21 protein-coding genes and 1 pseudogene are annotated in these 21,982 nt (G+C 57.5%); 16 read left to right on the top strand and 6 right to left on the bottom strand.

Annotated features, from left to right (window positions below; all coding sequences use genetic code 11):
- Window positions 1-158: 158 nt before the first annotated feature.
- Window positions 159-671 (top strand): homoprotocatechuate degradation operon regulator HpaR, encoded by a 513-nt coding sequence (gene hpaR / locus RFER_RS06100; RefSeq protein WP_166485681.1) that lies wholly within the window; start codon window positions 159-161, stop codon window positions 669-671.
- A gap of 319 nt (window positions 672-990) precedes the next feature.
- On the opposite strand, the gene RFER_RS06095 is transcribed toward hpaR, so the two are convergent.
- From RFER_RS06095 to RFER_RS25025, 3 genes and pseudogenes are all read right to left on the bottom strand, one after another.
- On the bottom strand, window positions 991-2,373 hold the full coding sequence (locus RFER_RS06095) for a TniQ family protein (protein ID WP_041790265.1): 1,383 nt from the start codon (window positions 2,371-2,373) through the stop codon (window positions 991-993).
- Window positions 2,370-2,732, bottom strand: coding sequence for a helix-turn-helix domain-containing protein (locus tag RFER_RS25030; RefSeq protein ID WP_084795452.1), 363 nt, complete (start codon window positions 2,730-2,732; stop codon window positions 2,370-2,372). The genes RFER_RS06095 and RFER_RS25030 overlap by 4 nt, the downstream gene beginning before the upstream one ends.
- A gap of 162 nt (window positions 2,733-2,894) precedes the next feature.
- Window positions 2,895-3,092 (bottom strand): annotated as a pseudogene (locus RFER_RS25025) (peptidase); the annotation flags it as partial.
- A gap of 83 nt (window positions 3,093-3,175) precedes the next feature.
- Between RFER_RS25025 and RFER_RS22910 the strand changes: the two are divergent.
- Window positions 3,176-4,222: a DNA/RNA non-specific endonuclease gene (locus RFER_RS22910; protein ID WP_011463515.1), complete on the top strand. Its 1,047-nt coding sequence runs from the start codon at window positions 3,176-3,178 to the stop codon at window positions 4,220-4,222.
- A gap of 20 nt (window positions 4,223-4,242) precedes the next feature.
- Here the strand turns inward: RFER_RS22910 and RFER_RS06085 are convergent, their stop codons facing one another.
- Entirely contained in the window at window positions 4,243-4,578 is a 336-nt protein-coding gene (locus RFER_RS06085; RefSeq protein ID WP_041791577.1) for a thioredoxin family protein, read from the bottom strand.
- Between the two features lie 119 nt (window positions 4,579-4,697).
- Here RFER_RS06085 and RFER_RS06080 point away from each other — a divergent pair, with 119 nt between their 5' ends.
- The 4 genes from RFER_RS06080 to RFER_RS06065 all read left to right on the top strand — a co-directional run bounded on the left by RFER_RS06080 (window position 4,698) and on the right by RFER_RS06065 (window position 8,176).
- Window positions 4,698-5,885, top strand: a complete 1,188-nt coding sequence (locus tag RFER_RS06080) for a DUF3883 domain-containing protein (RefSeq protein WP_011463513.1) — start codon at window positions 4,698-4,700, stop codon at window positions 5,883-5,885.
- The gene (locus tag RFER_RS06075) at window positions 5,882-6,277 is read left to right on the top strand and encodes an HIT family protein (RefSeq protein ID WP_011463512.1); all 396 of its coding nucleotides are present in this window, start codon (window positions 5,882-5,884) and stop codon (window positions 6,275-6,277) included. The genes RFER_RS06080 and RFER_RS06075 overlap by 4 nt, the downstream gene beginning before the upstream one ends.
- A 4-nt stretch (window positions 6,278-6,281) precedes the next feature.
- On the top strand, window positions 6,282-7,340 hold the full coding sequence (locus RFER_RS06070) for an HNH endonuclease (protein WP_011463511.1): 1,059 nt from the start codon (window positions 6,282-6,284) through the stop codon (window positions 7,338-7,340).
- A 230-nt stretch (window positions 7,341-7,570) separates the two neighbouring features.
- Window positions 7,571-8,176, top strand: a complete 606-nt coding sequence (locus RFER_RS06065; RefSeq protein WP_084795449.1) for a retropepsin-like aspartic protease family protein — start codon at window positions 7,571-7,573, stop codon at window positions 8,174-8,176.
- Between the two features lie 378 nt (window positions 8,177-8,554).
- Here RFER_RS06065 and RFER_RS06060 read toward each other — a convergent pair whose 3' ends face one another.
- Window positions 8,555-9,781, bottom strand: a complete 1,227-nt coding sequence (locus RFER_RS06060) for an MFS transporter (RefSeq protein WP_011463509.1) — start codon at window positions 9,779-9,781, stop codon at window positions 8,555-8,557.
- Between the two features lie 56 nt (window positions 9,782-9,837).
- Window positions 9,838-10,164, bottom strand: a complete 327-nt coding sequence (locus RFER_RS06055) for a hypothetical protein (RefSeq protein WP_011463285.1) — start codon at window positions 10,162-10,164, stop codon at window positions 9,838-9,840.
- 695 nt (window positions 10,165-10,859) lie between these two features.
- Between RFER_RS06055 and RFER_RS06050 the strand changes: the two genes are divergently transcribed.
- The 10 genes from RFER_RS06050 to RFER_RS06000 all read left to right on the top strand — a co-directional run bounded on the left by RFER_RS06050 (window position 10,860) and on the right by RFER_RS06000 (window position 21,593).
- On the top strand, window positions 10,860-11,576 hold the full coding sequence (locus RFER_RS06050) for a sigma-70 family RNA polymerase sigma factor (RefSeq protein ID WP_041790260.1): 717 nt from the start codon (window positions 10,860-10,862) through the stop codon (window positions 11,574-11,576).
- Complete coding sequence (locus RFER_RS06045; RefSeq protein ID WP_011463507.1) at window positions 11,573-12,187, top strand: hypothetical protein; 615 nt, start codon at window positions 11,573-11,575, stop codon at window positions 12,185-12,187. Before RFER_RS06050 ends, RFER_RS06045 begins: the two co-directional genes overlap by 4 nt.
- Before the next feature lies 1 nt (window position 12,188).
- A complete protein-coding gene (locus RFER_RS06040) occupies window positions 12,189-15,527 on the top strand; it encodes a UvrD-helicase domain-containing protein (protein WP_011463506.1) in 3,339 nt (1,112 codons plus the stop codon).
- A gap of 122 nt (window positions 15,528-15,649) precedes the next feature.
- Window positions 15,650-16,132, top strand: a complete 483-nt coding sequence (locus RFER_RS06035; RefSeq protein ID WP_011463505.1) for a hypothetical protein — start codon at window positions 15,650-15,652, stop codon at window positions 16,130-16,132.
- 11 nt (window positions 16,133-16,143) lie between these two features.
- Window positions 16,144-16,596, top strand: a complete 453-nt coding sequence (locus tag RFER_RS06030; RefSeq protein WP_244095817.1) for a DUF7665 family protein — start codon at window positions 16,144-16,146, stop codon at window positions 16,594-16,596.
- Complete coding sequence (locus RFER_RS06025; protein WP_041790257.1) at window positions 16,571-17,050, top strand: Mov34/MPN/PAD-1 family protein; 480 nt, start codon at window positions 16,571-16,573, stop codon at window positions 17,048-17,050. Before RFER_RS06030 ends, RFER_RS06025 begins: the two co-directional genes overlap by 26 nt.
- Before the next feature lie 10 nt (window positions 17,051-17,060).
- Complete coding sequence (locus RFER_RS06020) at window positions 17,061-18,353, top strand: hypothetical protein (protein ID WP_011463502.1); 1,293 nt, start codon at window positions 17,061-17,063, stop codon at window positions 18,351-18,353.
- A gap of 68 nt (window positions 18,354-18,421) precedes the next feature.
- Window positions 18,422-18,736 (top strand): hypothetical protein, encoded by a 315-nt coding sequence (locus RFER_RS06015; RefSeq protein ID WP_011463501.1) that lies wholly within the window; start codon window positions 18,422-18,424, stop codon window positions 18,734-18,736.
- A 775-nt stretch (window positions 18,737-19,511) separates the two neighbouring features.
- Window positions 19,512-20,387: a tyrosine-type recombinase/integrase gene (locus RFER_RS06005; protein WP_011463500.1), complete on the top strand. Its 876-nt coding sequence runs from the start codon at window positions 19,512-19,514 to the stop codon at window positions 20,385-20,387.
- A 9-nt stretch (window positions 20,388-20,396) separates the two neighbouring features.
- The gene (locus RFER_RS06000) at window positions 20,397-21,593 is read left to right on the top strand and encodes an IS91 family transposase (protein ID WP_011463499.1); all 1,197 of its coding nucleotides are present in this window, start codon (window positions 20,397-20,399) and stop codon (window positions 21,591-21,593) included.
- The last annotated feature ends 389 nt before the right edge of the window (window positions 21,594-21,982 follow it).

Below are 21,982 nucleotides of genomic sequence, written 5' to 3'. Positions count from 1 at the left end.
GCGCCGCCGCAGCAGGAAGGTCTTGAGCGCGCATGACCGATCTCTGAGCATCCTGCCCGCGCCCTCTGTTCGGATCCGGCTACTGAAAAAACTTACTAACATGTTAGTAGTTTAATCACTAATATATTAGTAAGCAAAGATGCGTCATGGAGTCCCGTTTGAAGCCTCGAATTGCGTACCGCAACCTGCCCCAGCTCTTTCTGAAAGCGCGGGAGTGCCTGATGGCGCATTTCCGTCCGATCCTCAATCACTACGGCCTGACCGATCAGCAGTGGCGAATCCTGCGCTCCCTGGATGAGCATGATCAGCTTGAACCCCGTGAAATATGCAGTCTGTGCCAGATCCATAGCGCCAGCATGGCGGGTGTATTGGCGCGCATGGAAGCGCTGGAGCTGATTCAACGCAGCCGGGTGGCAGGTGATCAAAGGCGGGTTGGGGTCCGGTTGGCAGCGAAAGGAGATCAACTGGTGCGCGAAATGGCGCCGTTAATCGATTTGCAGTACCAGCTTATGGAGGAGGCTGTCGGCCCGGACATTTTTGACGATCTGTTCAGATCGCTTGAATCCTTCATTGGTGCTCAGAGCCAGCCGGTCAGGCATGTTGAACTGCCGTCCACCACGCCCGCCACCGCAGGTGCTGGCGCACCGGAGAAACCGCAAGTGTTTGAATAGGCTGGGGCTGGAGCCTGAAGTCCGACAAGTGGCGCTAGGCAGTCGGTGTCAATGTTTGGAAAGGTGGTTATTACGAATCAATAGGTTACATTCGTTTGCCGTGGCCGTTGTTCGTGTCAAAGTTTGAAAAATGATGCATTCTCCATCGAGTAGTCGTCAAATTTACAGTGTCACGGTTTGAAAATGACTGCGGATTCGCATTGACAAAGGCTATCCTCGACCAACAGACTTTTTTGAAACTGTACGCGTTTCGTCAATGACGATAGCTTTAGCGGTTTCAAATTTCGCTAACCCCATCGTAACTGCGTCTAATTCTGAGTCAGACTGATCCGGACGGGTGTCCAGTTTCCCCTGTGGATTTTTCGAAGTAATTTCTCGCTTCCTGCGGCATTAACCCTCTTGTACGCCTTACGCCGGTACCTCGCGTTGACCGCTGCCCGGCCATCGCTGACAGCGTCGATTTGAAATCCACACCGGAACATCGAACAAGTGCCGCCATTTCAGAGGCCGTCAAGCCCCCAGCACGTGCGCTTTCGTCGAACGACTTTTCATCAAGGTAAAACGCATCGGCAGCAGCTGTCGAATTTTTCCCGTCGGAGCGACCGAGAACCAGGTTCGGAAGCCCCGCCTCACGAAGCATAGAAACTGCCTGATGAAGAGGCAATGCCAAGCGCTCGGCCACAAGGACTTGGCGACCTTTGCACTCGATGTACGCAGTAACAAGCACTTGTCTATCTAAAGTACCGCGCGCGCTCCTCTTCCGCTTTGGCTCATCGATAAAGTCCTTGCGAGCTGAAAAGAGGCCATTTAGCGCTTCGTCGGCCGATGCATACAAAACTGATGCGGCCAGAATATATGACCAAACCGATGACGCGGAGGTGGCCATATAGAGAACACCGTCAACCCGGTTCAGAATCTGCCCTTTGACTTTGTCTACGAGGCTCGGGAATACCGTCGCCAGCCAAGGAGCTGGGAACGAATCTCGAATGAGGTCACTCAGCAACGGTTTATTTTTAACTGGGGTCGCGACGGTATTTAATCCCAGGCTCATCGCTCGCTTGCGCAACGCAAGCGCCACGAATTTGACGTCAAGCGGAGATGTGCGCTCGAACAACCCGGACGCTATGCCAGTGAACCTACTCACATGCTCGTTGTCCCGAGCCCCGTCAACCCACGCCGCTGGGACGGTTTCAGCATCTGCAATACAGTTTGACGGAGACCGTAGAAAGGCTTCATCGTTTTCCAGATAGTTGAGGGGTATTACGTGCTTAGGGCACCAAAGCTGACCGGGTACCTGATGGTCGCGACGCCAATAGCTAACACCATGGAACGCCACATCTTCGGACACACACTTGGTGCAAAAATATGCTCCAGGGCGAACGGCGACCATACCGAAGTTACATAAAAGCGAACGTCGTGTCGTGCTCCCATGCGGGAGATCCGGCAAAGAGGACGTGATAGCGCGCCTGATCGGAATGGTTGAGTGATACCTAGCGAACTGCTCTAGCGGCTGGTTTGCCATCAAACTGAGTAACTCCAAACATGAGAGCTCACGCCGAGAAATGAGCTGCATCCCGAATTGACTGATCATGGCTGCGACGGTTTCTTTTTCGGATTGAAAGCCATTTATCCGCTTGATGCGACCCAGATAACCTCGATCCAATTCTTCGGGCAATGGCGTTGGCCTGAACAGCATAGTCATACCGTAGTTCCTTCCGATGAAATTTTGGAATTGCTTGGACCCAATGCGCACAAAGAGCGAATCACGGATGACAACGCTCGGGCGTGCGTAGCAGAACCGTTCCAAGTGACCGCCAGCGCGTTCACTAGCTCTTCGTTACCTCTTACCGAATCAGCAGTTACACCGCCCTCAAATTTCTCGACATATAAGCAAACCTCCTCTGCGAGGCGTGACGCGCGTAAACCCTGACCCTTGAGAATTCGGCTGACTTGGGACTGGCTAGCCCCCAAATCATCAGCAATTTGCGCCTGTGTGACTCCACGGGTCTTACAGATACGTCGTGCCCGCTCTGTACGAGCTAATAATTCCGCATTTTTCATGCTTTAAGCATACCATAAAGCATAAATGCATAAAGTTTGTTTAATCGAAACAGCGAGACAATCAACGCTAATAAAAGCAACACTGTTGGCGCCGACGCGGATTTGACTAGGTGGGGGTGGGCCGATTTCAGTTTGACGCGTGATCCCCCAATGAATGCCTCGTCAGTCCATGATCCGCACAGCCAGCGAAAATTGGTCACGACGACATCGGAGCCAACAAACCAGCACCACATCGCCGACGTCGATGCCTGCTTCACGCATGGAGGCGCAACGCACACGCATCAAGTACGTCGCTATTGGGTGCTTGATCAGAATTTTGGTGAGGTCGACACGCTCGCTGGCGTGGTCTTCTGCTGGCGATTGGAATCCAGCTTAGACCGAATTGAGCACTGATTGCGCCCAGGCAGGGGACGCTGCCGTGACCGCAATAGGTCGTGTGTTTAATGAAATACGTGATTCGATGCTGTACATTTATCCAGTGTACAACTAAGCCCCGTAAAAACCGCATGCAAATCTTCAAGGCCGCACTGCTGCTGGCCGCCGTTTCGTTGGCCCCGCAGAGCCACGGTTTTGACCTGCCCACCCAGGTTCTCAAGGCTCTTGAGTCGTACGCTCTCAATCCAGACAAGGCAGCTGGAGCCCGTAAGACGGCTCCGCATTCTGATGTTGCTTTACCCGCCGCTACGGGAAATTTTGGAGAGTGCAGAGAGAACTTCGCCAACGGCGAATCACCTATTGTTCCGAATCTAAAGGAGCAGCGTGCGCGCGCTCTGTGCTTCACAGGGTTTGCAGTTCTGCATTCCGGCATGACCAAGACGCCGGTTTACTCGGCTGAAGTTTTGAGTCGGGAGCGCATTGATGCTTCCAAGGGTCTGAAGCGCACCAATAAATTCTTCGCCGATGCGCGACTGCCTGGCGCTGAGAAGGCGACCCTCGATGACTACCAAGGCAGCACCTTTCAACGCGGTCACCAATTCGCCGCCGCCGACGCTGAAAACGAAGACTCGATGGCGCAGAGCTTCAGCCTGGCCAACATGGTGCCGCAGTCACCAGTCAACAATTCAAAGACTTGGGCTGGGCTGGAAAAGGCGACTCGGGCCTACGCGCACCGTGCCAAGGGCAATGTTTACGTCATCACCGGCCCCGCGTACATGCCCCAATCCTGCCCGTTTGTACTGGCGGCGAAGCGGATGCTGGCTGAGCAAAACCTCGCAATTCCAGCCTCCAATTCACAAATCGTCTCGCAAGCGGTCGAGACGGCCGGATTCCTGGCGCCGCGCAGTTACGACGCTCAGGCGTGCACCGTTGGCGCCGGTGTGGCAGTGCCCAGTCATCTTTTCAAGCTGGTTTACGACCCAACCACCCAGCGGGCTTGGGCACACTGGCTTGAAAATACCGACTGGGCACGGGTGAGTGCGCCCATCAGCTATGACGAGTTGGTGCGCAGAACTGGCATTGAGTTTTTGCCAGGGGTGCATCCAAGAAGTTGATTTCAGCCAGGGTCTTAAAGCTACCCCGCAGCAGCTTTCCACAAAAGAACTAGGCGCTCTATTTGGTCGCTCAATTCGACCAGACTAAAACTTCTGCCGCGCTCCAGGTACAAACGCCCTTCGATATAAAACTGCACCACTGGTAGCGTGAAAACGCCGTGCTGGGCGCAAATGGCTGAACTGGTCACACAGTCGACATAGACCAAAGCAATCTCGGGATGTCGTTGTGTCATCAGGTTTTCAAGCTTGGGCTTGATGGCCTGGCACACGGCGCACTGGGGTCCACCAAACAGTAAAAGAACCGCTTGAGTCGTTTTCAAGTGTTCAATTTGCTGATCAGTGAGGTCGGTCTGCATGGTGGCATCGACTATAGACTGCGCCCTAGTCATCCGTCCAACGCTCACCGTGTTAATGTGTCTTCTGGCGTCATGAACGCCATACGTTTACAAAAGGGAGAAGTTGATGAGCACCTCAGATGACATGGGGAACATCAGGTGGGAAGAGCACAAGGGAGCCGACCGTGGCCTCTGAACTTTCCCGCCTCCAAAGCCCGTCAGCGGTTCAATCTGCGCTTGATGAGTTCAGTCAACTTGGTCGTACCGCTTTTCTCCTTCGGTATGGGTTCGGCAAGTCGCGTGACTTCATGGTTCGAAATCCAGCAAACGGTGAGTTGTGTGACTCGAAAGCCATTGTTGGCGCCGCCTTTGGATTTCAGCATCCCGCACAAGGGCCCTTAAAACCCGCAGATTTTTCGGGTGGGGAGGCGACAGTGACCCCGAAGCTTCAAAGCTTGGGCTTCGAGGTGGTGCGCATTGGGGAGGACTGGTCGCAGCAAGAGGTGGACGCCACCGTGGCGGCCTATTTCGACATGCTGCTGCTCGAAGCCAGACAGGAGAAATACAGCAAAACTGAACGAAACGCCACATTGCGCCAGGTTCTAAAAGCGCGTAGCAAGGCCTCGGTTGAACTCAAGCACCAGAACGTCAGCGCGGTGCTGCACGGCATGGACCTTCCTTTTATTTCGGGTTACAAGCCCCGAGACAACAGCCAGCTCCTGCTGCGAAAGGCAGTTCAAAAGTTCATCCTCGACAAGGCCGACCTGGTAAGCCATGTCGTTGACGGCCTGGAAGATGTGAAATCACCCGCTGACATGCAATTCAAGGCCGTGGTTGTGGATGCGCCGGCGATGAGTGCCGTGGTGCAGCTTGTCCCGTCGGCTCCGAAAATACGCCTGCCTCGCAAAGTTGATTTTGCTGCACGCGACGAATCAAATCGCAAGCTCGGGCGAACAGGGGAACAATGGGTGCTGGGATTTGAGCAGCAGCGCCTGCAGGAGGCTGGCATGCCAGAGCTGTTCCAGCGGGTTGACTGGATATCGGACCGCTTGGGTGATGGTGCCGGTTACGACATTCTTTCGTATGACTCGAGCGACCAAGCGCGGTACATTGAGGTCAAGACGACCAATGGGGCCCACACCTCTGCGTTCATCATCAGTCGCAATGAGCTCGACTTCTCCCAGGAAACCGGGGATGCATTTCATCTGTACCGAGTTTTCCAGTTCCGCACGACCCCCTTGTTGTACATGCTGCGAGGCGATGTCTCGAAGCAACTCAATCTTGAACCCATCGACTTTCGCGCCTCATTTCGGAAAATTTCTTCATGACTGCCACGCCCAAGCCATGTCCCTTTTGCACGCTTCCTGACAGCCGAATCGTCGAAGAAAATGAACACGCCATATTGATTCTGGATGGTTTCCCAGTGTCCCCTGGCCACAGCCTGGTCATTCCAAAGCGACACGTCGCCTCCTTCTTCGAGATAACGGACATTGAGCGTGCGGCCCTTTTCAAGTTACTCGATCGGGCGAAGGACCTGGTGTCAAACGTGCACCAGCCAGATGGCTACAACATCGGCATCAATGATGGCGCAGCAGCGGGGCAGACGGTCCCACACCTGCATATTCATCTCATTCCAAGGTATGACGGCGACCTGGTCGACCCGCGTGGTGGCGTACGCTGGGTGATTCCCGACAAGGCTGACTACTGGACGCAGAGGTAACCCTGTGCTGCATCAGCTCCCGTCCGCTGAGGGCCAACTGCTGTTCCTGTCGAAGCTCCAGCGGCTATTCAGCGAAAGCGATTTCACAGCAACCTACAAATTCGCGCTGCTGATTGCGCTGGCCGACTTGGCGGTTGAGTTGGGGGCGGATGACGGTGGTGAACTCGCACTCTCAACCCGCCAGATTGGCGAGCGGTTTATTCAGATTTACTGGCGCCAGGCCCTGCCCTACGGAACCGGGCTGGTTAACGCCACACCGGGCATACTGATTCAAAATAACGGCACACAGGCCGCCGTGATTTCAGCAATTGCCGCCTTTCGCATGAAGCATGGCGTCGGCACCCCCCAACTTGCACGCGCTTTGCCTGAGTACCAGGCGCTTCTGGGTTCGGTGGCGCAGACAGTATCGGCACAACCACTTAATTACCTGCAGAATTTCGGTGGCATGACTGACGTGTTCCTTTTTGAGCGCGCCGGACTCGGCAAGGTAAAACTCAAACCAGGGGTTATGTACTGTCTGCGACGCTTCCAGCCTTTGGTGCAACAACTGGCGCGCTCGCACTGGGTCAACCACATCAAAAGCAACCGCAGAAACATCAGCATTCTTGGGCAAGCTGATGACCTTGAAGACTTTCTCTTCGCCGCCTCCCGCCAGTCGCTGCTGGCCATGGCTTCAGGGCTGCGCAAACTTGATGGGGAAAAATGCTTCTACTGTGGGACCATCTTGACCAATGCAGATGTCGACCACTTCGTTCCGTTTTCGCAATATCCGCGGGACCTGGCGCACAATTTTGTGCTGGCCCATCCGGCTTGCAATAGAAGCAAATCGGACACCCTGGCGGCGGGGCCGCTCCTGGAGCGGTGGCTGGATCGGCTCGGGCACCATGCCGATTCGCTTACCGAGATTGGGCAGGCTGCGGGAATGATTGCAGATGTTCAGGTCAGCCGTCAAATTGCGGCCTGGGGCTATACGAGCGCCCTGACACAGGGTGGACATGCCTGGCTTGCACCTTCCAAGTACGAACCTATTGATCAGAGTTACAGCGGTTATTTCACGGCTTGACTTGCAGGCCGATGGCTCCAATCGGCCATGAGAAGTGGGTGCGCAGGAGAGATATTGGGATCCAATTTTTCGAATTAACTACCTTGATTAAGGTCATTGGGCACCGGTGACGCCATGTTTTCCCTTGCTGCGAAACTGGCGGAGCGTCGCGCTGATGAAAAGGCGCCTAATGACGAAACTGGCAAGAATAGCTGCCCCCCTAATAAACAAATACGGATAGAGAAATAGTCATGGGAATGGAAGACAGGGACTGGTATCGAGAAGCACAGCGTGAGCGGGAGAAGCAGCGTCAGATTGACGAAACGCGGGCCAAATTCTCTACGTTTTCGCGCAAAAATATGACTTCAAAAGCCGCGTCACCGACAAAGACCGGGCTCATTCCGATGATGATCTTTTGGTTTGCGGTCATGGGGCTTTTGTACGTGTTGATGACGCACTATCTAAAGCCCAAGCAAGCGCAGGTGCTGGCCAACGGTGATTTGGTGATCAACAGGTCACAGGACGGCCATTTCTACACCGCGGGCATCATCAACGGCAAAGAGGTCAAGTTCATGGTTGATACCGGGGCATCCCTGGTGAGTGTGAGTGAAAAGTTTGCCCAGAAGGCGTTCATTCTCGGCGGCGTGCCCACTACATTCAAAACGGCAAATGGTGATCGACGCGGGCGCGTTGTGGAGGGTGTGGGCGTGTCCGTGGGACCTGTAAACGTCACCAACGTCAAAGTAGGCGTTGGCCTGAGCCTTGGCAATGAAGACGAGGCTCTATTGGGTCAGTCGTTCCTGTCGAAATTTGACATCTCAATGAACAAGAACCAGATGGTGCTGCGGTCGAGGTGAATGGGTTGTTCTTTGCTTTTCTCCAAACAAGCCAGGCATTCTCCAGAAGCAGGTGAGTATGGTCAGCGAATTTGATCGACTGATTTTCACGTTCGGTGATGGATATCATGGGCAACGAAGATTAACGACCTGTTGCCCACCCACATCAACTCAGACCGGCAAAATCAATAACCACTTCTGAGCCGAGTGTACTTCTGCAGTGCAGCGTCACAAGCCGACCATCGGCTCAAAATGCTCGCCCCAGAACTGACGTTGGGACTTTGATCAAATTGGGCGACCATACAGCCGTCGGTCGTGGCCGTGAACTACGTGCCCAAGGCAGTCATAGTGGACGGCGAATTTGGTACCCGAAAGCAGACATCCATGTATCTGCCTCCTTCAAGCAGCAACCGTCGGCCCCATCCGATCCCGCCTTGCCAGCGCCGGAAACAGCCTGAACCATCCCGCAGCAATCAATACCGTACCGACACCTCCAATGACCACAGAGCCCACCGCGCCAAACAGGGCTGCAGTGGCTCCCGACTCGAATTCCCCCAACTGGTTGGAGGCACCAATGAACATCGAGTTGACCGCCGACACCCGGCCCCGCATCTCGTTGGGTGTTTCCAACTGAACCAGGGTTGATCGCGTCACCACGCTGATGCTGTCGGCGGCCCCGGCAATCGCCAGTGCCACCAGCGACAGCCCAAAATGGCTGGATAGTCCAAAGACAATGGTGGCCACGCCAAAAATGGCAACAGCCGCCAACAGCCGGCGCCCCACGTGTCTGGTCAGCGGCCAGCGCATGATCGCCAGCGACATCATCAGTGCACCCACGGCCGGAGCAGATCGCAACACCCCTAGCCCGATTGGCCCGGTATGCAGGATGTCCCGTGCATAAATCGGCAGCAAGGCCGTGGCACCACCGAGCAGCACCGCAAACAAGTCCAGTGAAGTTGCACCCAGCAAGACCTTGCGGTGCCAGACAAAGGTGAATCCAGCGAGAACAGTCTGCCAGGTGGCGGCCAGATGGGCTTGCTGGTGCTGGTAGCGCACCAGCAAGGCCAGCATGGCAGACACCAGAAGCAGGAGAGCGCAAGTGACATAGACGGTTGTGGCCCCTGTCGTGTACAGCATGCCGCCAAGTGCTGGTCCACCAATGATGGCCACCTGCATGCCGCTGGAGCTCAAAGCTAGCGCACTTTGCAGCATGTCCTGCGGCACAAGCTGAGGGGTCAATGCCTGTTGTGCTGGCATCTGGAAGGCACGAGCCACCCCCAACAACACCGAAATGCCAAGAATCAACTCGCGTGAGGCAAAGTGGAACTGGGTGGCGAAGATCAGCGCCAACGCCACCACCGCCTGAATGCCCATGCAGGCCGCAAAGATGCGACCTCGATGAAATCGGTCGGCAGTGTGCCCTGCAGGCAGCATCAGAACAAGGGCAGGTACAAACTGAAACAATCCCACCAAACCGAGATCCCAGGCACTGGAGGTGATGTCATACATGTGCCAGGCCACCCCCACCATCAACATTTGATTGGCGCTCACGCCGGCAAGTCTGGAGAACCAAAAGCGCATGAATTGACGGTGGGCAAATAACCTGCGGACGCTTCTTTTGGACATGGGTTAGCTTAACGGAGGCGCAGTTGGTTGATCAGTTATCCAAAGTTAAGCAAGCATCACGCCTGCCAGACCCCATAGCCACCCTCACGCAGATCAATGCCCAGTTCGACTTCGAGACTCTTGGCTTCGTCATAAGTCAACGGGTTGTACAGCGTGTAAAGCTCCGGCACTAAGCGCAGGCCGAACTCCTGAACAAAGCGGTTGGCCTGGATTCCTGCTTTGTGTTTGTCAAAACGTACATCCGGATCCAGACCTGTCATGCCGACATAGACACAGGGCTTGCCGTGAAGATAGTTGGGGTTGGATCGCATAAACCGGGCGTTCAACAGCACATCCTTGGACAGTTCAACCACGTAGACGTGATAGTGCTTTCGCCGGGTCATGATGAATGGGTAGCTCGCTCTCAGCTAATCAGAGTATGTTCATTGGGCAACTTTGCCTCTGCCTGCAGCCGATCCGAAGGGTACTGGCGCATGAAGTCCATGCAGTCCTGCGGTTTTGAACACAACCAATGGTCATAGTCAAATAGATTTGGAGTGAATTAATGCCACTTTGCCGACAGTCGACCGACATATGCCAAGGCCGTTTGGAGGAGGTAGTACCGAAAGTCGACGATTGGCAGAGGGTCTGAACCGGGCACCCGCAAAACAGCGGTAGCGAGTCCACAGAAATTCAAATTGCCTGACCGATACCTGACATCGGCGTCGGTAGACCAACTGTCAACTTTATGGCCCTGATTTCAATCAAAGGAGTACCCGGACTCGACCAACAGCAGACGTTGGCCGACCCCGTTTGTTGTCCTACCTGTGAAATTCCCAGCCGGGCAAAGTACAGCTCATCATGTACGCTATTGGAGGGGATTGCCGCAAGAGCAGCTGAGCCTTGGGGCGTCCGAAAAGGGCCGCACCGGTATACGAAACTGACTGGTTCACGATACTCACTTGCTAGACTGCGTACGTGGTCCGTTCGATGGACAATACCCATTCTTCAATCATGGGATTTTCTTTTTCCCGCGCTCACATCGGTTTTGAAAGCGTGGGAGAGAAAACATGAACCGTTTCCTGAAAGCGAGATTTGCATGCGAGCACGCGACCCGGACCATGAACAGCAGCTGAAAATCGTCCATGGCCTTGACGCCGCCGAGCTGAAGCGTCGCATCGGCATCGGAAATCATGAACATGCGAATCACCTTGCTTCCGAGGTGCTGGCAACGCTTATCCGAACTCGGTACCGAGAAACGGAGCGCGTGGTGGACGAAGCCGTGGCCGAACTGAACCGTCGCATCCAAATTCTCGCCGGGAAACGTTTGCGGGGTATGAGCGCCTGGGGCGATGTGGTCAAGCGCGGCAGTACCATGGTCGCAGACACCATTGATTACGTGTGGGAGAGCCTGCTCGCCGACACTAGCCCTGTGTCGAACTGTGAGGTGCGCTTCGCAGTCTTCGTGCGCGACCGGGTCGATGACTTCATGCGACATCAACTGCGGCTGAAGAACAGCATGCAATCGGTCGACGCCATGACAGTGACCGACGAACAGGGAGAGGACCCTGCCATCGCTGCGGAGGAGGACACAGGAGCCGAAACGCCAGAAGAAGCCGCAATTCGGACTCAGACGACCGCAAGAGTGCGGGTCGCGCTGATGGCACTGCCCCGCAAGGAGCGTGATGCCTTCTACTTCCGAACTGAGTGCAAGTACGAATGGAGGAAGGTCGCAGAACTGCTCGGCTGCTCCATCCCAACAGCCAATCAACATCATCAGCGAGCTTTGACGAAGCTCCTCGGAGAACTGGAATGACCGACATCAACAAGAACGAGGCCGAACGCCTTATCGCTCAGTTCCTGAGCGAACACGAACACCCGACCACCAAAGACTGGAAGGCGCTGGTGAACAAATACCCGCAACACGCTTCGAACATCGCCGATGCGGCAATAGTGCGCATGGCCGGCGATGCGGCCGACGCTTCCGATGAGGACTATGTGTTCGATGCCGAATTGGCGAGCCGCACGGTCAGCAAGGCACTGAGCAGGTTCCATCAGGTACCCAGCCATAGCCTTGAATCAGCCCAGCAGAAGGTGAACTCGCTCAAGGGCGCGGCCAGAAAAGGGGCAGCGCAGAAGATTGGCATAGGTCCCTACGCGACGCTGCTCAATGGAGTCCTGTCGGGTCGCACGAAAGCACCTGGCAAGTTGTTGGACGCATTGTCTGCATTCTTTGAGGAGCCAGCTACCGCGTTGGCAGAGGTTTTCAGACGAAATTTCGCTACGACACCGGTACCAGCATTCAAGGCTGGTCACGGCAAACCAAAGCTTGCGACACAGCCGAACACATGGGAGGAATCAGTTCGAGAGCAGGACCTCTCAGCAGAGGAAACGGCAAGACTCTTGAAGTTCGCTGACGAGAAATGACATGAATCCCTTTCAGCGTGCACGAGAGCAAGCAGTCGCTCTGCGAAGGAAGCTCCTCGACGACCGTGCGGGTGAGGCAGTGCACGTCAGTGAGTTCCTGACGCCCGACCCAATTGCGGCGAAGCTTTCCCTGGGAGTCGAATATGTTCCGAAAGGCGCTGCGGAACTCTCGAACGGGGATGCCATCCTCAGACGCAAGGAAGACTATATCTACGTCCGTAAGGATATCGGTGTAGCTGAGCAGGCTTACCTAGTCGCTCATGAGCTTGGCCACTTTATTCTCGACGAGTCGCAGGAAGAAGTCGCAATAGCCTCGTTGAGCTCGCTGACCGACGCTGAGGGCACACCGGCAGTTATCTCAGTCGAAGCCTATGGGGCGCGCGAACGGTTGGAGCTCAGAGCGAACGTCTTTGCGCGCGAGCTTATGCTTCCGCGTGAGGTTGCGCGCGTGCTACATGACGCCGGTGTCGGACCCCGGAAGGCCGCACGCGACTTGGGCATCCACCTCGAAATCGTGCGTCAGCAGATGCTGGACGCGGTCATGCTGCCGAATGTTGTGTTGGCGCCCGAGGCAAGGACCCAGCATCCTCCCAGTCTGGACCAGCTGCTTGCCATTCAGGCGCCTGAGCGCTATGTCAACGTCGTTGCCGGGCCTGGTTCCGGCAAGACGTCGACGCTGGTTCACCGGATTCGCTACCTGATTGATGAAAAAGCTGTCGACCCGAGCCACATCCTCGTTCTAACGTTCACCAACAAGGCGGCGTTCGAGCTCGTCGACAGGTTGCGCGACGCGAATATCCATCGCGCATCGGACGTGTGGGCCGGCACTTTCCATGCGTTCGGACTGGATTTCCTGCGTAAGTACCACCAGTGCTTCGGCTTGGAGTCCGACCTCAAGGTGGCGGACAGGCTCAATGCAATCACGATACTCAACCAGGAGCTGCCCAAGGTTGAGCTCACCCACTACCGGCGCGTCCAGGACCCCTATGACTGGCTGCCAGATGTCGTCAATAGCATCAAGCGGTTGAAGGAAGAGATGGTCTCGCCGGAGGCGTATCGACTAGCCATTCAAGGTCTACCGACTGCCGAGCCGGGTCGAAGAGAATGCCGCGAAGATGTCGCGAGTCTCTACGAATGCTACGAGCGAGCGCTACGCGAACGGAAAATGGTGGATTTCGTCGACTTGGTCGCAAAGCCTGCCAAGGCCATTGAGCAAGACCGTCCGCAGTACAGCGAGCTTGCAGACAAGTTCCAACACGTACTGGTCGACGAGTATCAGGATGTCACGCATGCGATGGTCGAGCTCATCTCGCAGTTGGCGAAAAACGCCAAGTCGCTCTGGGTCGTCGGCGATGTGCGTCAGGCGATTCATCATTGGCGCGGCGCTTCCGTGCACAGTTTGACGAAGTTCAACGAACGCTTCGAAGCGCAGGCTGGTAGCGGTAAGATTAAAACGTATCCGCTGGCCTTCAATCGGCGTAGCTCCAGTGAAATCCTGGAGCTCGTGAAGCAGGCCGGGAAGCGGCATATCCTCGAAACCACGTCGCTCAAGCTGGAGAATACGACGGCCACTTCAGGACCGAATGGACATCCCCCCACCCTGGTGTCATGCTTTCCGTTCGTCTCCATGCCAGATGCAATCGCGGCGGGGATACATGAGCTTCATTCTGAAGGAGTGCCTTTCGGCAAGCAGGCTGTACTCAACCGCTGGAACTACGAGCTCGGCATGGTGGCAGCCGGACTCCGCAGGGTCGGCATCCCGGTCCTGCACATTGGCGAACTGGCTCAGCGCCCCGAGGTGAAGACGCTACTGTGCTTGATGCAGCTTATGGTGGAGCGATTGCCGCGGGCGCTTGTGGGGCTGATGGGGGACGCGCGCCTCGCCGTCGATTTCGAAGACTTCCAGAAGCTGATGGAGCTGTGCGAGGAAGACCCCTTGCTGCAACGTGGGGCATGGCTCGACGATTTGCCGGAGGACCTCTCACCACAATCACGGTCGGTGCTTGTGACGATTGCCAGGCTATTGAATGGTCAATGGCGACGGTCCAACCCATGGGGCTTCGTTTGCGACTTGCTGCTGGAGCATCGCTTCGGTTATCCACCCCGCGCGGATGTATCCATCGAGGCGCACTCCTTGCGAATCGCTCTCTGGCAATTCGCGTATGCCACGCGGACAGGCGACGGTGAGCGTAAATTCCCGACCCTGCCTAGGTTCCTGTTACGTCAGCAACTGCGGCAGCGCATCGGTGAAACCTATTCCGAGCGCGAGCTGCCTGCAGAGGTCGCTGCAATTGATGCCGTGCGACTACTCTCGATTCACGGCAGCAAGGGCCTCGAATTTGATTCCGTCCACGTGAACAACGTGAATACGGACGACTATGGCCCAAAGGGTCGCTACTGGGAATCACCGTCCGAGGCCTCACGGCTCGTTCCTCCCGAGGTCTTGCGCAGCTCCCAGGAGACCTGGAACTTCGAGGCAACGGTCGAGCGGAATAACTTGCTCTACGTCGCGCTGTCGCGAGCTCGCAAACGTCTGTTTATGTACCAGAACGGCGAGGACACTCGCAAGGGGGCACCACAGCTGAGCCCTCCATCAGCTCCGGTCAGGGCACTTTCGTTTAATGGGACAGTGACAGCCCCAGCTGGACAGGCACCCATTCCGCGGCCCCCACTAACGGAGCCGTTGCCATTTGACGAATTCGAGACGTTCGTGCGATGTCCCCTGCAGCACTGGTATCGCTTTGAGCTGCGGCTCGCCGGCGAGCAAGGGGTAGACATTGCAATAAAGGCGCGATGGGCTGTCATGGCTGCCCTTAAGGCGCTTGCGCAGAAGCCAGGCTCTTCACCCAAAGAGGCATTCATGGCGGAATGGGAGAGTCGCAAGCTTCCTTCTCATACAGAAGACTTGCAGCTATGGACGCATGCCACCGCGGTGTTCTGGGATGGATTGGCCATCATCAAGGCCTCCGCGGGTGCATTCGTAGAGCCGGTTACATCGATTAACGGTTTGACGATTCGCCTGAACTGGATGCTGCTCAATGCATCAGCGGGGCGGCCCGCCCTGGAACTAATTAGATTCTCTGGCAGTGACCTGACAAAGGCAGCCCAGTTGCTCCGCCCCATGCTCAACGACCTTCAGCCCGTCAGGGCCCGCGGCGTGACTATTCACAGCCTGTTGGGTGCCAAGAAGGAATCGTTCGAGCCGAGCGGTGCAATCGAAAAAACTGCGGCATTCGCCGCGGTACAGCGGTTCTTCGCGGGCAATCGGGAGCCAAAGGTCGGCAGACACTGTAAGCGTTGCGCCTATATGACGTTCTGCCCGACTCGGCCGTCGATGTAGGCACACCATCTATCAAGCCTTCAAAGAGTTTTTGAGTCGACGCCTTTCTTTTTGATGAAGTCACCTCGGTTTAAGCAGTAGAAGGCCGCGATTCCCGCGGTCACCGAGAAAAGGACTTCATCATGAAGGTTAATGTTTTTCTGCAGTCAGAGTTGCTGCGTGACATCGAGGTCGTTGAAATCGAGTCGGATGCGGGCCACGCCAAGCTTCATGAGGCATGCCTGCTCAAGCTGGGCGAAGGTCGCGGCGAAGAGTTTTTCCTCTTCGTCGAAGACGAGGACGACGAGCGGTCGTTTGAAAAGTTGCCCCACATCCCCGAGGGCCTGCGGGTGCACTTGCACCGCCTCAAGGGAGTCGACGTCATCGTGCGGTACGCAGGCCGTGACGTGCGCCGTTCGTTCCGCCCGAGCACCACTATAGGCCGCGTCAAGCGTTGGGCGACGGAAGAGCTGGGCATCGCGCCGACCGACGCTACGGAAATGATGCTGCAGGTGCACGGAACCGACAACCGACCAGACGCCGACACGCACATCGGCACCTTGGTCGAGGCGCCACAGCATCGTGTCGTATTCGACTTGGTCCCGTCACCCCGCGTGAACGGCTAAGGGGCGAGATGATGCGAGACAAGGAAGCTCTTGACACGCACCTGTGCTCCGGCCGGTTCCTGGCCGGGGCGGCAAAGTGTCGCTGGCGGCTCGTCCAAGTGCAGTGGCCGCTGGTCTACATAGAGGTCGGCGCGCGCGATGGACGGCGTTTCACGCTGCGCTTCGAGTGCACCGGATACCCCGAGGCTGCACCCAGTGCAACTCTTTGGGATTCGGGGTCGCAGCAGCAGTTGCCGGCTGCACTGTGGCCGCGTGGAGGCCGTGTATCGCAGGTCTTCAACCCTGGCTGGAAGGGCGGCGCGGCACTCTACCTGCCGTGTGACCGGGAGAGCATTCCCGGACATTCGAACTGGCTGACCGAGCACCCTTGGCTCATCTGGAATCCCTCGCGTGGACTGCTGCAATACATCGAAGCGGTCTGCGAAGTGCTGCAAAGCCATGAGCTCGCCTATGAAGTCGCTTGAGTTCGGGGTCGGCCTGTGGTCCGCGCTGATGGGTGACCTGCATCACCGCGGACAAGGCCGCCGCGAGTCGGGTGCCTTCCTGTTAGGGCGTGTGACTGACACGGCAAAGGTCGTCTACGACTGGCTAACTTACGACGAGCTTGACCCGCAGTCGCTGAAGTACCCCATCGTGCGACTCGACTCCAGCGCGTTCGCGCACCTATGGGAAGGCTGCGCCACCCGGCAGCTGGAAGTCGTAGCCGACATCCACACGCACCCGCATGGACCGGCTCAAAGCCGCTCCGACCGGGCTTACCCAATGATTGCCTTGACCGGCCACATCGCGCTCATCGCACCGAATTTCGCGCGGGGGCCGGTGATGCCGAAAGACATCAGCTTCAACGTTTACCAAGGCGAGGGCCGTTGGCATTCATACTACCGCAGCGACGCCGCTGCGCTCATCAAGATTCTCTAGGAGCGACAAGATGGATGCGGATTCATTTCACCGGTTGGCAAAGGTGCTGGCCGACAGCGGCGAGGCAGTAACAATCGAGGCAGCGCAAGCCAAGTTCTCGGCATACGGTGTTCGCATCGTTCTGGACCAAAGCGTGGTCGATGATGTCTCGGCACAGGTCATCGCGCTCACCGCCATCAACGCGGCCTCGCGCAGCTTCCTGGGCAACGTTTACATAGACGCACCTCGCGACATGGTCCTTCGCGCACCTGGATTCCTTGGTCTCATGCTGGGCGAGTTTTCGGCTTGGGTAGGTGTCACGGCAGTCTCGCGCGAGCAGGCACAGGCATGGCCAGCGATTGTCATTACAGCCAACACTACCGTCGGGGCCGTCGCCGATGACCGTGCGATTCAACCGTGGGCTGACGGTTGGCGCTACGGCGTTGGTCCAAAGTCTTCGGGCGCGGGCGGCTTCTTCGCGCCGGCGTGTGTGGCAGCAGCTGGGCTCGCCGTCAGCGAAGCCTTTTCCATCCTGCGGTGCGACAACCCCTATGCGGGCCGCCGCGCGGTAACGCTGTCGCTGTGGTCACCAAGTTGTCTTGAAAACGGTACCCCACCGCCCATGGCCGGGGTGAAGGTGCCTGGAGTTTGGCTGGTGGGTCTGGGGCACCTAGGTCAGGCCTACGCCTGGACGCTTGGCTTTATGAAGCCAGAGGCGAATGCGACACTCGTCCTTCAAGACGTCGACATTATTTCCAAGTCCACGCTATCGACGTCGATGTTGTCGACTGCAGCGGAGATGGGTCACAGGAAGACGCGAGTGGCTGCATCCTGGCTCGAAGCACGAGGCTATGCGACCGCTATCGTCGAGCGGCGCTTCGACGAAACGCAGCGCGTGCACCCGACAGAGCCGCGGCTGGCCCTGTTCGGCGTCGACAACGCCGCGGCGCGACGGGTTGTGGAGGGCGCCGGCTTCAGCACGGTCGTCGATGCTGGGCTGGGTTCGGGCTTCAGAGACTTCCGCGCCATGCGCGTGCGCACCTTCCCCGGCCCGTCGTCCGCGGCCGCACTGTGGGCCGCAGATACCGTCAACCCGGACATGGCCCAGGCTCCCGCCTATCAGGCGCTAATTGCAGGTGGTGCCGACCCCTGTGGTGTCACGACCCTCGCAAGCCGCGCAGTCGGCGCGCCGTTCGTCGGCTGCGTTGCTGCGGGCTACGCTATCGCCGAGTTGCTGCGTAGACAGCTCGGCGGCGATGCCTGTTCCGTCGTAGACCTGAATCTCCGAGACCCGGGCGGGCTGGAAGCCTTGCTCGGCGCATAGCGCTTGCCGTCGCAGTTCATCAGTATCCCCGCATCATCTTCTTCAACCACATCCAAAAGGACCACATCATGTTTTCAGTGTTGCTCGACTTCATAATCCGCGACCCACGCCGCATCGTTACGCTCGGCAAAGCGCTGTGTCGTACGGGCTCGTTCCTCATCGTCGCTGGCCTCATCGGCCGAGCAGCCAGGGTCAGCATCGCGGTAATCGGGTCGCTGGGTGGCCGCCAGGGCGTCGAGCGCAGCCTGGCGGACATTTACCCGACGCTACTGACGTGGTGGGTGCCGGAGTCGGCGCTCGGTTACGCGGCGGGAGCGGCGTTGACGCTTTTTGGCCTCACGGTGACGATGGCTGCAAGGCGTTCGAAGCGCCTTTTGGCATAGCGAAGGTTCTCCGCAAACCCCGTTGGATGTTCGCGTTCATGGAGCACAAAGGACTTGCCTATGTGCATACAGTAACCGCAGAGCATCATGGACTGCGACCACCGCCGCCTCACGGAGCTGCAGACGCACACTGGTGCCACCCCGGGCCTTCCCCGCCATTATGAAGGTCGCGCCGGAATTAGCCCTGTTCAGCAAAAGCAGCTTGCTCATGGCGAGGCAATGTGGCATGAGGACGGGCTGCCGAGATAGCGTTGTCCAGCCGAAAATAGTCCTTTGAGCGTGAGTGCAAAGCCAGCCTTTTGGCGACCACCGACGACTCCACAAGCGGTCACCCGCCAAGAAATCACCGACATACGCAGACCAGCCCGCCGGGATTGAACACTGTCATCTGAACGTCCGGTTTGCAGGAATTCGAACATCCACTATGGGCACTTTGTTCGCGGCCACGACCGGCAGTTGTGCGGCAACCTGATTTGATGAATCCCCGAGCGTCAACTTTCGGGCGAGCGCTTTAAGGTGCCCGTAGGCTCTTGCCGACCAAGAGCGGGTATTCCGGGTTGCTGCTCCATAACGGCCATTGGCCGAACCGAAGTCTCCATACCGGTCGTTCAGCCAAAAAATCAAGCTCTGCCGGTGGCCGGCTCTTGAGCAGCGATGGACTAAACCGCTAGCGCGGTAAGGTGCTTCGGGACTTTGTTGGTGTTTGCGGCAGGGCGAGTCCGCGGCTATGTTGTGAATCGAGGCATTCCGCCTCGTTCACCACAGGAGCACAACCATGGAGTCATCAAGTCAAGCCGTCTCGCCACTACGTCAACGCATGATCGAGGACATGCGACTGCGCAAGCTGGCGCCCAAGACGCAATCGGCATACGTTCGAGCCGTGCGCAAGCTTGCGGGATTTATCGGCAGGTCGCCCGATACTGCCAGCGCAGAGGATTTGCGCCGCTTCCAGTTGCATATGGTTGATTCAGGAGCCTCGCCCATCACGCTCAACGCGACCATCGTTGGCTTGAATTTCTTCTTCAGTATCACGCTGGGCCGTGAAGAGGTCATGGCCAAGATGCAGTCGGTGCGCGTGCCGCATCGACTGCCCGTGGTGTTGAGCAAGGAAGAGGTGGCCAGATTGCTTGCTGCAGTTGGGCATATCAAGCACCAGACAGCCCTTTCATTGGCCTACGGCACCGGGCTGCGAGTCGGCGAAGTGGTCGCGCTCAAAGTGAGCGACATTGACAGTCAACGCATGACGCTGCGCGTGGAACAAGGCAAGGGACGCAAGGATCGCTACGCCATGCTCTCACCCGTACTGCTGGAGCGGCTGCGTTGCTGGTGGCGTGTGGCACGTGCACAAGGCAAGATGCTCGACGGTGGCTGGCTGTTTCCGGGGCTCAATCCCATCGAGTCGCTGGGCACGCGCCAACTCAATCGAGCCATTCACGAAGCAGCCCTGGTGGCAAGAATAGACAAGCGCGTCTCCATGCACACGCTGCGCCACAGCTTTGCCACGCACCTACTGGAGCAGAAAGTGGACATCCGGGTGATACAGGTATTGCTCGGACACAACCGGCTCGACACTACGGCGCAGTACGTCCAGGTGGCCACAGACATCCTGCGCGAAGTGATCAGCCCACTGGAGACTTTAGAGCCCGCGTAGGGACCTTCCGTGGGGCGCCTCGCCCTGGAGGTCGCCGACATCTTTCGTACCCACGGCCCGGCTTGGCGTAATGGCCAGCAGGGGCACCTGAGCCTGGGTCAACTCAAGGTCATGTCGGCCATCGAACAGTGCCGCAGCGCGGCGCTGGGGGGACACCTGTTGCACTGCCAGGCGTGCGAGCACGGCGAGATTGCGTACAATTCGTGCCGCAACCGGCACTGCCCCAAGTGCCAGGCCAGTGCGGCCAAGCGTTGGCTGGAAGAACGCCAGGCCGAACTGCTGCCAGTGGACTACTACCATGTGGTCTTCACCTTGCCCGCACCCCTCAGCGCCATTGCGTACTACAACAAGGCCGTGATCTACCGGCTGTTGTTTGAGGTGGCAGCAGAAACCCTGATCACCATCGCAGCCGACCCCAAGCATCTGGGCGCGCAGATCGCAGCAACGCTGGTGCTGCACACCTGGGGATCGGCACTGACGCACCACCCGCATGTGCACGGCATCGTGCCCGGCGGCGGTCTGACCAAGGACAGCCAGAGTTGGGTCGCGTGCAAACCGGGCTTCTTCCTGTCAGTGCGCGTGCTCTCTCGGCTGTTTCGCCGGCGCTTCCTCGAAGAACTCGACCAGGCGCATCAAGCCGGCCAGTTGCAGTTCTTCGGCGAGTACGCCGCGCTAAGCGACGCGAGCGCATTTGCCAAATGGCTGGCACCGATGCGACGCTGCGAATGGGTGGTCTATGCCAAACGCCCGTTTGCTGGTCCACAGGCTGTGCTGGCCTATTTGTCGCGCTACACCCACCGGGTCGCCATCGCCAACTCTCGACTGGTATCGATGGACGAGCGCGGTGTCACGTTTCGCTGGAAGGATTACCGGGACAAGGGCAAGACGCGGCACAAGACCATGACCCTTGAGCCAGACGAGTTCATGCGCCGCTTCCTGCTGCATGTTCTACCCACCGGCTTTCACCGCATTCGCCACTATGGATTTATTGCCAACAACGCTCGCAAAGAGAACCTGGCACGCGCCCGTGAGTTGCTCGATGTCGCACCTGTTGCAGTTGCCGACGCGAAGAACACCGACGAGCCAGTTGAACTTGTGCGACCGACCTTCGTCTGCGCGCGCTGCGGCGCGCCAATGATCATCGTTCAAACGTTTATGCGCGGCCAGGCCATTCGGGCACCGCCTTATGAACAGGCTGCACCATGAGCGCAAGAACTTCGATATGGTCAAACCGCCTGCCGACTCGGCATCCGTCAGAGTCGGCGTGGGTAAGCTTTGCTACAGCGAGCGAAACCAAAGTCACCTGTTCAACGCACCATCAAAGAAGCTGGCGTATCAACGCTGGCGCGCGTCATCTGAGCAATCTGGTCGCTAGATTGAGCGCCACAATCGCGACATCAAACCGCACTGTGGTTCTTCAAATCCCCATAGCTGTGTAGATCACTCCGACAGCCGCGGTACTCGCCGCGGTTTCCTCCCTCGCGGCTTGTACGACGCCCTCCCTTTGTTGCTGATCGGGGCGACAACGGCTCGCCGCCGCGGGCGGGCATCCTACAACCCTAAACGGGAGCTGTCGGTCACTTGAAAAACATGAG

The organism is Rhodoferax ferrireducens T118, from assembly GCF_000013605.1.
In the GTDB taxonomy this organism is placed as follows: Bacteria; Pseudomonadota; Gammaproteobacteria; order Burkholderiales; family Burkholderiaceae_C; genus Rhodoferax; species Rhodoferax ferrireducens.
The sequence above is the reverse complement of the archived record's forward strand: the minus strand, read 5'-3'. Positions and strand labels throughout refer to the sequence as shown.